This is a genomic window from Lysinibacillus sp. ZYM-1, assembly GCF_001308875.1.
Taxonomy (GTDB): domain Bacteria; phylum Bacillota; class Bacilli; order Bacillales_A; family Planococcaceae; genus Lysinibacillus.
The window spans coordinates 26120-39360 of the sequence record NZ_KQ465111.1; the positions used below are offsets into that span (position 1 = coordinate 26120).

The window sequence follows — 13241 nt, forward strand, 5'->3', positions numbered from 1 at the left end:
TAGCGCCAATTACCGAAGGAGTAATTGATGAAAGGAGTATATATATGACAGCCACATCATTTAATCCGATTCAAATGCAACAAAATCCAATAACGGCAAATAATCAGCCACTAGCCTTAAAACAAGGACAAGTATTTCATGGAACGATTAAAAAATTATATCCGGATCAAATGGCGGAGATACAAGTAGGAAATCAAAAATTTATAGCTAAACTTGAAGTTCCATTAAAGACGGGAGATGCCCATTTCTTTCAGGTAACAGGAACAGATCCACAAACAGAGTTGAAAGTTGTTACAGGACCGATGACACAAGGCACTTCACCGAGTCAACAAATTAACCAGCTATTAGAAACCATGAATTTGCCCAAGACAGCTGAGATGCAGCAAATATTAGGGCATTTTATGAAGGAGCAACTACCCATTTCGAAAGAGCAACTTCTACAAGCTGAAATGTGGCTAAAGGCATTACCGGAGGGTGTTTCGAAAGTGGATGCTTTGCAAACAATTCAAAAAATGATAGAGCTTAAAATGCCAATGACAAATGATGTGTTTCAAGCACTGATTAGTGGACAAAAGACCTCTGGCATGGCCACTATTATGGAAAACTTTGCTTCACTGTTAGCACGGGACACAGTCTTGCCTGAACATCTTAAACAAAATCTAATGCAACAAGTACAAGCGATTGCAAAGCCCTTTGAAGTAGAAACAGGCAGCGTAGTTCTTGCCAGAATTCTAGAAAGTTTAACGAATAATGCTGCGACAACTAGTGAAAAAATGCAAGCCTTAACGACCTTAAAGGAGTCAGGTATAGTCCCAAATCAAGCCACATTGCAAAATTGGTCAAGCATGAATGATGCGAAAGCTTCTCAGCAGATACAGGTAGCGGGTCAAGTCGTTCAGACTATAATTGCAACAAAACCTGAAAACGCTGGTCAGCTGATTGAACAGCTTAAATCATGGACAGCGAATCAAAATTTTTTAACAAATGATCAAAAGCAACAGATCAATCAGTTGATGGATCGTTTTAATCAGTTACCAGTTACGAAACAAACATTAGAAATTTTTGCTAAACAAATACAAGATCATTTATTAAAAGCTTTTACTCAAAATACGTCAGATCATTTATTTACTCAGGACGCAAAAGGACTTTCAGTTAAGGATCATCTTCTATCCTTATTAAAGCAAGAGGTCGCTTCTCCACTACAAAATGAAGCCTTGATGCGAAATCTTGTAAAAAATAGTATTGATTCTCCACAGCCCTTCATTCAACAAATAGTGTCACAAGCAGACGCTCTTGTACAAAATTCGATGGATAGTAAGGCGATGCAGCATGCCATGAAAACGGTATTGAAAAATTTAGGGATTAGCTATGAGGCAACACTTGGAAATAAGTCAGCGGATTTACAAATGATTGCACATCAATTAAAACCACAGCTCCATACATTATTGCAGGAAACTAATATGACACCGCAATTGAAGGAAGCTGCAGAAATGCTAATGACGCGAATGAATGGGATGCAGCTATCATCAGGTGAAAATGGACATCAACATCAATTGATTATGCAAGTTCCGCTTGAGTTTTTCGGTAAAAAGATGGATGCAACATTACAATGGAATGGTCGAATGAAGGATGATGGTAAAATTGATGCCAACTACGCACGGGTATTATTTTATTTACAAATGGCATCCATGCAAGAAACGGTCATTGATATGCAGGTTCAAAATCGAGTAGTTACGGTAACGGTCTTTAACGAAAATTCGGAGATTCAATCGCTTGCAGAACCACTAAAATCAGCCCTGAAAATAGGGTTGGCAGAAAAAAATTATCAGCTATCTGGCGTTTTTATGAAACAATTTGACAAGGGGCAAACGGCCAAAACAAGTCCTGTAGTAGAACAGCGAGAGGAACAAAGTGGGGTGGATATCCGCGTATGAGCGAAGAAAAATTTACCCGAAAAGAGGCAATTGCGCTTACTTATAAAATGGGACAATTCGATAGTCCGACTGTTGTAGCAAAGGGAAAAGGAAAAATTGCGGAGAACATTTTAGCACGTGCAAATGAGCATAATGTGCCGATTTATGAGGATCCTAACCTTGTACAGTTGCTTGGACAATTAGATTTAAATGAGTCGATTCCTGAGGAATTATATCAGGCAGTAGCAGAGGTTTTTGCCTTTATTTATCGTCTAGATCAAGAACATGCGCGAAAATATAGAAAAAATGAAGTATTCTGATTATTTTCACAAGCTGTTTTAGTACACAAAATAGAAGAAAGCGTCATAATAATAGAGAAAATTCGAACAAAAGACAAAGTGTAGACTTTATCAGAATCTTTCGTTAGAATAGACTATGTTAGTAAAACAATTCTATGCAAATGTTTGATGGGAGGATGTATTATGAATATCCATGAATATCAAGGGAAAGAGATTCTGAGAAAATATGGTGTAGCTGTACCAAACGGAAAAGTTGCTTTTTCCCCTGATGAGGCAGTGAAAGTAGCGAAGGAACTTGGCTCAAACGTGACTGTAGTCAAGGCGCAAATTCATGCAGGTGGACGCGGTAAAGCAGGTGGTGTAAAAATCGCTAAAAACCTTGACGAGGTACGTACGTACGCAAAAGAATTATTAGGGAAAATTTTAGTGACTCATCAAACAGGTCCTGAAGGAAAAGAAGTAAAACGCTTGTATATTGAAGAAGGTTCTGATATCCAAAAAGAATACTATTTAAGTTTAGTATTAGACCGTGCAACATCCCGTGTTACAGTGATGGGATCGGAAGAAGGCGGTATGGATATTGAAGAAGTAGCGGAAACAAATCCGGAAAAAATCTTCAAAGAAGTAGTAGATCCTGTTGTTGGATTAACAAGTTTCCAAGCACGTCGTATGGCGTTTAATATGAATATTCCAGCAAACCTTGTAGGGAAAGCTGTTAAATTAATGTTAGGTTTATATCAAGCATTTATCGACAAAGATGCATCAATTGTGGAAATCAATCCGCTTGTTGTAACTGGACAAGGTGATGTAGTGGCACTAGATGCTAAATTTAATTTTGATGCCAATGCATTATATCGACATAAGGATATTGTCGAATTACGCGATTTTGATGAAGAAGATCCAAAAGAAATCGAAGCGTCGAAATATGATTTAAGTTATATTTCTTTAGATGGTAACATTGGCTGTATGGTTAATGGTGCTGGTCTTGCTATGGCGACTATGGACACAATTAGCTACTACGGTGGTAGCCCGGCTAACTTCCTTGATGTAGGGGGCGGTGCAACTGCTGAAAAAGTAACAGAAGCTTTCAAAATTATCCTTTCTGATCCACATGTTAAAGGCATTTTCGTTAACATTTTTGGCGGAATTATGAAATGTGACATTATCGCTGAGGGTGTTGTGACAGCTGCTAAAGAAATCGGTTTAGCTGTGCCACTAGTTGTACGTTTAGAAGGTACAAATGTAGAACTTGGAAAAGAAATTTTAAATGCATCTGGTTTAAACATCGTTGCAGCGGATTCAATGGCTGACGGTGCACAAAAAATTGTGGGACTAGTAGGCTAAGGAAGGCAGGGAGAACAATGGCTGTATTTATTAACAAAGATACGAAGGTAATTGTACAAGGGATTACGGGCGAAACAGCTCTTTTCCATACGAAGCAAATGCTTGAATATGGTACTAAAATCGTAGCAGGTGTAACACCAGGTAAAGGTGGACTTGAAATCGAAGGAGTTCCTGTCTTCAATACAGTAGCAGAAGCTGTAGCTGCAACAGGTGCGACAACTTCAGTTATCTACGTACCTGCTCCATTTGCGGCAGATGCAATCTTAGAAGCTGTTGATGCTGAATTAGAATTAACTATCTGTATCACAGAACATATTCCTGTTCTCGATATGGTAAAAGTTAAACGTTATATGGAAGGCAAAAAGACTCGCCTAGTAGGTCCAAACTGTCCAGGTGTTATTACAGCTGATGAATGTAAGATTGGTATCATGCCTGGCTACATTCATACAAAAGGCCATGTAGGAGTTGTATCTCGTTCTGGTACGTTAACATATGAAGCGGTGCATCAATTAACACAAGCTGGTATTGGTCAAACAACAGCTGTTGGAATCGGTGGAGACCCTGTAAATGGTACAAACTTTATCGACGTTCTTGAAGCGTTTAATAATGACCCAGAAACATATGCAGTAGTTATGATTGGTGAAATCGGTGGTACAGCAGAAGAAGAAGCGGCTGAATGGATCAAAGCAAATATGACGAAACCTGTCGTTGGCTTTATTGGTGGGCAAACTGCACCTCCAGGCAAACGTATGGGCCACGCAGGTGCTATCATTTCTGGTGGTAAAGGAACAGCTGCAGAAAAAATTAAAGCTATGAACGCGGCTGGCATTGAAGTAGCAGAAACACCGTCTGTTATTGGTGAAACACTTATTAAAGTAATTAAAGAAAAAGGGCTATACGAAAAGTGTAAAACCCATTAAAATGGAAGATGTAGCACATTGTGGCTACATCTTTTTCCTTATTTATACACTGTTTATCTTACTTCACTAAACAAATTCCTATTTACTGTATTGAAACTGACAATTTTGTGGACGAAGTTGTGTTCGAATTATTATGCGGTCATTTACTTTCTTCTATTATAAAGGAGGTTTGTTGAATGATCCTTGCAGTAGATACACAGAGATTACTAGCTTTGCATTATGTATACCCTTTACCTCTTCAAAAACTTCAACAATTATTGTCCCCAGTGAATGTATTAAACACTTTTGAAGAAGCTCATCATGATGAAATAGCAAAGGTTTTACAAATATCGGCACGTAAAGCATTGCAAATCTCACAAAGCTTTCGACAAATTATGACAATCCCGTTTGAAGAGGCCTATGCACGGGCCAATATTTTCCCCATCCCTTTTAATCATCCTTATTACCCGGCGCAATTATTTGAAATATCCAGTCCTCCTACTGTATTGTATGTGAAAGGTCATTATACCCTGTTAACAAACAAGAAACAGATAGCAATTATAGGCTCTAGGAAGGCTACAGCGTATTCAAAAAGAGCGATAGACTTAATAGTGCCACCACTTGTTCAACGTGGGCATACGGTCGTGAGTGGGCTTGCTAGAGGTGCTGATACAATGGCGCATAAGGCAACAATCAATATGGGAGGGCACACAATTGCTGTGCTTGGACATGGTTTTCATTATCTCTATCCAAGGGAAAACCAAATACTTGCGGAAGAAATGGCTGATCGACAGTTATTAATGACAGAGTATCCTCCATATATGAAGCCTGAAAAATGGCATTTCCCGATGCGTAATCGAATCATTAGTGGTTTATCTCAAGCCTTAGTTGTGACAGAAGCTGCGTTAAAAAGTGGGACGCTTATTACAACAGAGCTTGCACTAGAGCAGGGGAAGGATGTATTTGTGGTACCAGGACCTATTGATGCAGAACAGTCCAAGGGAACAAATCAATTACTTTTAGAAGGGGCAATTCCAGTAATGAATGGTCATCAAATCGTTGAAACACTGGACCTCTTTTCTAACAAAAATTGAAAAAAAGTTGCATTATCTTAAAATCTGTTATACATTTTGCAACAGGTAACTTAAAAATTTAGTAAAAGACCTCGCTAAGGGGGAGACATAGATGGCGGATTATTTAGTGATTGTAGAATCACCAGCAAAAGCAAAAACAATTGAACGTTATTTAGGCAAGAAGTATAAAGTAAAAGCATCGGTGGGACACGTACGAGACCTTCCGCGTAGCCAAATGGGTGTTAGTGCTGAAAATAACTTTGAACCTAAATATATTACTATTCGTGGTAAAGGACCTATTTTACAGGAATTAAAAACTGCGGCTAAAAAGGTAAAGAAAATCTATCTAGCGGCCGATCCAGACCGCGAGGGAGAAGCGATTGCTTGGCACCTTGCGACTGCGTTAAACATCGATATTAACTCGGATTGTCGAGTTGTATTTAACGAAATTACGAAAGATGCGATTATAGAATCATTTAAAAACCCACGCCCTATTAATATGGATTTAGTAGATGCTCAGCAAACAAGACGTATTTTGGATAGACTTGTTGGCTATAACATCAGCCCGATCCTTTGGAAAAAGGTGAAAAAGGGTTTATCAGCAGGTCGTGTACAATCTGTAGCGCTGCGCATGATTATTGATCGTGAAAATGAAATTAAAAACTTCCAACCAGAAGAATATTGGACTATTGAAGGTGCTTTTGAAAAAGGTAAAAAAACATTTGATGCACTTTACTATGGGAATGGTAAAGACAAAATTAAGTTAACAAATGAAGAACAAGTAAAGGCAGTTTTAAAAGGTGTCAAAGGCACTGACTTTAATGTTGTCAATGTATCTAAAAAAGAGCGTAAACGAAATGCTGCGCCAGCATTTACAACATCTTCGTTACAGCAAGAAGCAGCCCGAAAATTAAATTTCCGAGCTAAGAAAACAATGATGCTCGCCCAGCAATTATACGAAGGTATTGATATTGGTAAAAAAGAGGGAACAGTCGGGTTAATCACTTATATGCGTACTGATTCCACTCGTATTTCAGAAACAGCAAAAACGGAAGCGATTACTTTCATTGAATCGAAGTATGGAAAAGAGTATATTGCAACAGAAATAAAACAGACGAAAAAGGCTTCAAATGCGCAAGATGCCCATGAGGCTATTCGTCCAACAAGTACGATAAGAACACCAGATGAATTGAAGGCAGTTCTTAGTCGAGACCAGTTGCGTTTATATCGTTTGATTTGGGAGCGCTTTATTGCTAGCCAAATGGCACCAGCTATACTTGATACAGTTGCGGTAGATCTTCAAAATGGTGATGTTTCATTCCGTGCGAACGGCTCACAAGTTAAATTCGCAGGTTTTATGAAACTATATATCGAAGGTACTGATGATCAAACAGAGGAAACGACAAAGCTTTTACCTGAGATGGAAATTGGTGATCTAGTAAAATCGCTTGAAATTGAACCTAAGCAGCATTTTACACAGCCACCACCACGTTATTCAGAGGCGCGACTTGTTAAAACAATGGAAGAACTAGGTATAGGGCGCCCATCCACATATGCACCGACCCTCGATACAATTCAGCGCCGTGGCTATGTTGTGTTAGATGCAAAACGCTTTATGCCAACAGAGCTAGGAGAAATTGTACACCAACTAGTACTAGAATTTTTCCCTGATATCATAAATATCGAATTCACTGCACAAATGGAACAAGATTTAGATGATATTGAAGAAGGTAGTCGTCAATGGAAGAATATTGTGGAAGAGTTTTATAAAGACTTTGAAGTCCATGTCAAATATGCAGATGAAGCCATGGAAAAAGTAGTGATAAAAGATGAGCCTGCTGGAGAGGATTGTGAGCTTTGTGGATCTCCGATGGTCTTTAAGTTAGGTAGATATGGCAAATTTATGGCTTGCTCGAATTTCCCAGATTGCAGAAATACAAAAGCGATTATGAAACCAATTGGTGTAAAATGTCCTTCATGTGAAACGGGCGAAATTGTGGAGCGTAAAAGTAAAACAAAGCGTCTATTCTATGGTTGCAATCAATATCCAGAGTGTGAGTTCGTATCATGGGACAAACCAATTAGTAGACCATGTCCAAAATGTAGTGCATTATTAGTAGAGAAAAAGATAAAAAAAGGTGTGCAAATTCAATGTACGAAATGTGACTATGAAGAAGCACCAACACAATGATAGGAAGATGGTAAGAATCATGACTGAACAAGTAGTAAATGTAATAGGAGCGGGGCTTGCAGGTAGTGAAGCCGCTTGGCAAATTGCAAAGCGCGGTGTGAAAGTAAGACTTTATGAAATGCGTCCAGTAAAGCAAACGCCTGCGCACCATACAGATAAATTTGCAGAGCTTGTTTGTTCTAACTCGTTACGTGCAAACGGTTTAACAAATGCTGTAGGTGTTATTAAAGAGGAAATGCGTATTTTAGATTCTGTCATTTTAAAGGCAGCAGACCAATGTTCTGTGCCTGCTGGAGGAGCATTAGCAGTAGACCGTCATGAATTTGCTGGCTATGTGACAGAGGCAGTGAAAAATCATCCACTTGTGGAGGTTATTCATGAAGAAGTTACTGAAATTCCTGAAGGTATAACAGTTATTGCTACAGGTCCTTTAACTTCGAAAGCTTTGGCTGAAAAAATCCAAGGTTTAACGGGTCTAGATTATTTATACTTTTATGATGCTGCAGCACCAATTATAGAAAAAGATAGTATAGATATGGATAAAGTTTATTTAAAATCTCGTTACGATAAGGGAGAAGCAGCTTATTTAAACTGTCCGATGACGAAGGAAGAGTTTGATCGCTTCCGTCAAGCTTTAATCGAAGCAGAAGTAGTGCCATTGAAAGAATTTGAGAAAGAGATTTACTTTGAGGGATGCATGCCAATCGAAGTGATGGCAGCTCGTGGAGAGAAAACAATGTTATTTGGTCCAATGAAGCCAGTCGGCCTTGAAGATCCAAAAACAGGGAAGCGTCCTTATGCCGTAGTACAACTTCGCCAAGATGATGCAGCTGGTACTCTTTATAACATTGTTGGTTTCCAAACACACCTTAAATGGGGCCCTCAAAAAGAAGTACTACAGTTAATCCCAGGGTTAGAGAATGTCGAAATTGTGCGATATGGTGTTATGCACCGCAATACATTTATTAATTCTCCGAAAGTTTTAGAGAAAACATACCAACTTCGTGAACGAAAGAATATTTTCTTTGCAGGTCAAATGACTGGCGTAGAAGGATATGTTGAATCGGCAGGAAGTGGATTAATAGCTGGTATTAATGCAGCTCGTCAAGCATTGGGACAAGAACCAATTATTTTCCCATTCGAAACGGCATTAGGAAGTATGGCGCGTTATATAACAGAAGCGCAATCGAAAAACTTCCAGCCAATGAACGTTAACTTTGGTATATTCCCAGAGTTACCACCTGGTCGCCGTTCAAAACCAGAGCGTGCTGAATTACATGCAACACGCGCAATAAGCGCAATTCATAATTTTGTGAATTCACAAACAATTTAATTGCCAAAGGCCTCTAAAAGTTGTTATACTCTTAGAGGCTTTTTCTTTTTGTAGACAAAATGCTTGATTAGACGTGTTTTATTATTTTGTATGGAGATTTTCTCAAAAAATAACTATTTACACTTGCTATCTTACAAAGATAGGTATAGTGTCAATATGTATGTTTATTAGTGATAGGAAAAAATACAAACTTGTAAGAGATGACAAAGAATTATTTATCCGTTATATTACAAGTGTCAGTCATTTGAGAAAATTATTAATAAATTATTGGTGGTGAATCTTTCTATGTTAGTTTCGTCCCAAGATGCACTCGAACAGTTCATGCTTTACATCCAAGTTGAAAAGAACTTCTCTGTTCATACAGTGCGAGAATATGAATCAGACCTGCTGGATTTTTTGGCCTTCTTACAAGCAGAGGGAATTAATGATTTAGCGAGTGTTGAATATATACATGCACGTCTTTATGTAACAAAGTTGTACGACGAAAAAAGAGCGAGGGCATCTATTTCTAGAAAAATATCCTCGATACGCTCCTTTTTTCGCTTTCTAAATAGACAGTACGGATTTGATGATGGGGCATTTCGTTCTCTTTATCATCCTAAAAAAGAATCCCGTTTACCCAATTTTTTCTATGAAGAAGAATTGATGCAGTTATTTGATGCGAATACTGGGGATGATTTGAAATCATTAAGAAATATGGCTATATTAGAGCTGTTATATGCGACTGGTATTCGTGTAAGTGAACTGACTTCCATTCAAGTTAAGGATGTAGATTTTCATTATTCCATCATACGAGTTATGGGAAAGGGTCGAAAAGAACGAATTATTCCATTCGGTCAATTTGCGAGTTTGGCCATGCAGGACTACATAGAGCAAGCTCGCCCTAGATTAATGAAAAAGACTAATCATCAGCAGTTGTTTGTCAATATGCGAGGTGGGGAACTTACTCCACGAGGGGTACGTCATGTTTTAAACGAAATGATTGACAAGGCCTCACTCCATACGAAAATTTACCCACATATGCTTCGCCATACTTTTGCCACACATTTATTAAACAATGGCGCGGATTTGCGGACAGTGCAGGAGTTATTAGGCCACTCGCATTTATCTTCTACACAGGTTTACACACATGTAACAAAAGAGCATCTACGTCAAACATATATGAATGCTCATCCAAGGGCATAATAGAGTTAAGGAGGAAAGCAGATGGGACAAATTCATGCGACTACGATATTTGCAGTGCATCATAACGGAGGCTGTGCCATGGCTGGTGATGGTCAAGTAACATTAGGAAATGCTGTTGTGATGAAAGGTACAGCAAAGAAGGTCAGACGTCTGTTTAATGGGCAGGTCCTTGCGGGGTTTGCAGGCTCTGTTGCAGATGCATTTACACTTTTTGAGATGTTTGAAGGCAAATTGAATGAATATAACGGTAATTTACAACGTGCTGCAGTAGAGGTTGCGAAGCAATGGCGTGGAGATAAAATGCTACGTCAACTAGAAGCGATGTTATTGGTCATGGATAAAACGACATTGCTGCTTGTTTCTGGTACTGGTGAAGTCATTGAACCGGATGATGGCATTTTAGCCATTGGCTCTGGTGGAAATTATGCATTATCAGCAGGTAGGGCATTAAAAAAATATGCAGGCGAAACTATGACTGCTCGTGAAATTGCTGAAGCTGCCTTAGAAACAGCTGCTGAGATCTGTGTATTTACGAATCATAATATTATCGTGGAGGCGCTGAACTAATGACACAAAAAAATTTAACGCCAAGACAAATTACTGAGCATTTAGATCGTTATATTGTTGGGCAAAATGAAGCTAAGCGAGCTGTAGCCATTGCGTTGCGAAACCGCTATCGTCGTTCGTTGTTAAATGAGGATATGAAGGCAGAGGTTATTCCTAAAAATATCTTAATGATTGGACCGACTGGTGTCGGAAAAACGGAAATTGCCAGAAGAATTGCGAAGCTTACAAATGCTCCATTTGTAAAAGTGGAAGCGACAAAATTTACTGAAGTAGGTTATGTAGGTCGTGATGTTGAATCAATGGTACGTGACTTAGTAGAAGCTTCTCACCGTCTTGTAAAAGAAGAAATGATGGAATCTGTTAAGGAACAAGCAGAGCAATTAGCAAATGAAGCTATCGTGAAACTTTTAGTGCCTTCGATGCGAAAAAAACAGAGTATGCAAAACCCATTTGAAATGTTATTTGGTGGGAAAGAACAGTCTTCCACGGACGATACATCATCAGATGAGACGGAAGTACGCTCTAAACGTGCACAAATTGCTATTGATTTACGAAATGGCAAATTGGAAAATGAGTGGGTGACGGTAGAGGTAACTGAACAAACTCCATCCATTTTTGATGCGTTACAAGGTACGGGAATGGATATGTCTGGTAATAGCGGAATGCAAGATATGCTATCTAGCTTGATGCCTAAAAAACAAAAAAAACGTCGTGTGCAAGTAAAGGATGCACGTCGTATTTTAACAATAGAAGAAGCAAATAAGTTGATAGACGCAGATGAAGTTGCACAAGAATCAATTGTTAGAGCGGAACAAACGGGTATCATTTTTATTGACGAAATCGATAAAATTGCTAGTAAAGAGGGGAACACTTCTGCGAATGTATCTCGTGAAGGTGTACAACGAGACATTTTACCGATAGTAGAAGGGTCAACTGTTACTACTAAGTATGGTGCTGTGAAAACTGATTACATGCTATTTATAGCTGCAGGCGCATTCCATATGTCGAAGCCTTCAGATTTGATTCCAGAATTGCAAGGGCGTTTCCCAATTCGTGTAGAGCTTGAGAAATTAACAAAACAAGATTTTGTCCGTATTTTACAAGAACCAGATCAATCGCTCATTTTGCAGTATAAGGCATTATTAGAAACGGAGGGTGTGGAAATCAATTTCACATCTGATGCTATTGAACGTATAGCTGAAATAGCCACAGAGGTTAATCAGGAAACAGATAATATCGGAGCCCGTCGTTTGCACACGATCTTAGAACGTTTACTTGAAGAGCTGTCGTTTGAAGCAGCAGAAATTGCACCAGCAAGTATACCAATCAATGCTGCATATGTAGATCAAAAACTCGCAGGTATCGTAAAAAACAAAGATTTGTCACAGTTTATATTGTAAGATAAAGCTGTTTAGTATCATTCAGTAGTAAAAACCTTTAGAATATTAAGTGAATACTCTTCGGATTATTTATAGGAGGAACATATAATGAATTTATTAGAAAAAACACGTAAAATTAACTCGATGCTTCAAGCTTCTGCTGGTAAGCCGGTAAACTTTAAGGAAATGGCCGATACATTAGGAGATATCATAGATAGTAATGTCTATATTTTGAGCCGTAAAGGTAAATTATTAGGTATTTCAATTCACCAACAAATTGAAAATGAGCGTATGAAGAAAATGTTCGAAGAGAGACAGTTCCCAGAGGAATACACACATAGCTTGTTTACTATCTCAGAAACATCTTCTAATTTAGATATCCATAACGAACATACTGCTTTCCCTGTGGAAAACAAAGATCTTTTCCAAAACGCATTAACTACAATTGTACCAATCGTTGGTGGTGGTGAACGTTTAGGAACATTAATCCTTGCTCGTTTATCTTCACAATTTGAAGATGATGATTTAATCTTAGCAGAGTATGGTGCAACAGTAGTTGGTATGGAAATTTTACGTGAAAAATCTGAAGAAATTGAAGAAGAAGCTCGTAGCAAAGCGGTCGTACAAATGGCCATTAATTCACTTTCATACAGTGAATTAGAAGCAATTGAGCACATCTTTGAAGAACTTGATGGCAACGAAGGTTTACTTGTTGCTTCTAAGATTGCTGACAGAGTGGGAATTACACGCTCAGTCATCGTCAATGCATTACGTAAACTAGAATCAGCAGGTGTCATTGAGTCTCGCTCTCTAGGTATGAAAGGAACTTATATTAAAGTGTTAAACGATAAGTTCTTAAATGCATTAGCTGAAATTAAAATGAAATAATACTTCTCTAAGAAGATAATGAAGGCGTCTAGGTAAAACTAGGCGCCTTTTCGTGTGCATTAAATTGGGAAGTTGTCATCTCGATTGCTTTGATATTTTTGAATAAGTACAAATTTGGAGAATATTGATGTTTTGTATTTCTTTTCTCCTAAAGTCGTTCATAAATTTGT

11 protein-coding genes are annotated in these 13241 nt (G+C 38.4%); all 11 read left to right on the plus strand.

The genetic code is table 11. The annotated features are described in order from the left end of the window. Positions 1–44: 44 nt before the first annotated feature. The 11 genes from AO843_RS06385 to codY all read left to right on the plus strand — a co-directional run bounded on the left by AO843_RS06385 (position 45) and on the right by codY (position 13071). Complete coding sequence (locus tag AO843_RS06385) at positions 45–1934, plus strand: hypothetical protein (protein WP_054610299.1); 1890 nt, start codon at positions 45–47, stop codon at positions 1932–1934. Continuing rightward, positions 1931–2233: an EscU/YscU/HrcU family type III secretion system export apparatus switch protein gene (locus AO843_RS06390; RefSeq protein ID WP_054610300.1), complete on the plus strand. Its 303-nt coding sequence runs from the start codon at positions 1931–1933 to the stop codon at positions 2231–2233. The genes AO843_RS06385 and AO843_RS06390 overlap by 4 nt, the downstream gene beginning before the upstream one ends. A gap of 162 nt (positions 2234–2395) precedes the next feature. Further along, positions 2396–3556: an ADP-forming succinate--CoA ligase subunit beta gene (gene sucC / locus AO843_RS06395; protein ID WP_054610301.1), complete on the plus strand. Its 1161-nt coding sequence runs from the start codon at positions 2396–2398 to the stop codon at positions 3554–3556. A 17-nt stretch (positions 3557–3573) separates the two neighbouring features. Beyond that, complete coding sequence (gene sucD / locus AO843_RS06400; protein WP_054610302.1) at positions 3574–4476, plus strand: succinate--CoA ligase subunit alpha; 903 nt, start codon at positions 3574–3576, stop codon at positions 4474–4476. 176 nt (positions 4477–4652) lie between these two features. Beyond that, complete coding sequence (dprA, locus tag AO843_RS06405) at positions 4653–5549, plus strand: DNA-processing protein DprA (RefSeq protein WP_054610303.1); 897 nt, start codon at positions 4653–4655, stop codon at positions 5547–5549. A 91-nt stretch (positions 5550–5640) separates the two neighbouring features. Continuing rightward, positions 5641–7719 carry a type I DNA topoisomerase gene (gene topA, locus AO843_RS06410; protein ID WP_054610304.1) on the plus strand — a complete coding sequence of 693 codons (2079 nt, stop codon included), beginning with the start codon at positions 5641–5643 and terminating at the stop codon, positions 7717–7719. A gap of 19 nt (positions 7720–7738) precedes the next feature. Further along, positions 7739–9052 carry an FADH(2)-oxidizing methylenetetrahydrofolate--tRNA-(uracil(54)-C(5))-methyltransferase TrmFO gene (trmFO, locus tag AO843_RS06415; RefSeq protein WP_054610305.1) on the plus strand — a complete coding sequence of 438 codons (1314 nt, stop codon included), beginning with the start codon at positions 7739–7741 and terminating at the stop codon, positions 9050–9052. A gap of 285 nt (positions 9053–9337) precedes the next feature. Continuing rightward, positions 9338–10237, plus strand: a complete 900-nt coding sequence (gene xerC, locus AO843_RS06420; protein ID WP_054610306.1) for a tyrosine recombinase XerC — start codon at positions 9338–9340, stop codon at positions 10235–10237. A gap of 21 nt (positions 10238–10258) precedes the next feature. Beyond that, a complete protein-coding gene (gene hslV / locus AO843_RS06425) occupies positions 10259–10804 on the plus strand; it encodes an ATP-dependent protease subunit HslV (protein WP_036124754.1) in 546 nt (181 codons plus the stop codon). Beyond that, the gene (hslU, locus tag AO843_RS06430; protein WP_054610307.1) at positions 10804–12204 is read left to right on the plus strand and encodes an ATP-dependent protease ATPase subunit HslU; all 1401 of its coding nucleotides are present in this window, start codon (positions 10804–10806) and stop codon (positions 12202–12204) included. Before hslV ends, hslU begins: the two co-directional genes overlap by 1 nt. A gap of 87 nt (positions 12205–12291) precedes the next feature. Continuing rightward, positions 12292–13071 carry a GTP-sensing pleiotropic transcriptional regulator CodY gene (codY, locus tag AO843_RS06435; protein ID WP_012293257.1) on the plus strand — a complete coding sequence of 260 codons (780 nt, stop codon included), beginning with the start codon at positions 12292–12294 and terminating at the stop codon, positions 13069–13071. Positions 13072–13241 lie beyond the last annotated feature (170 nt).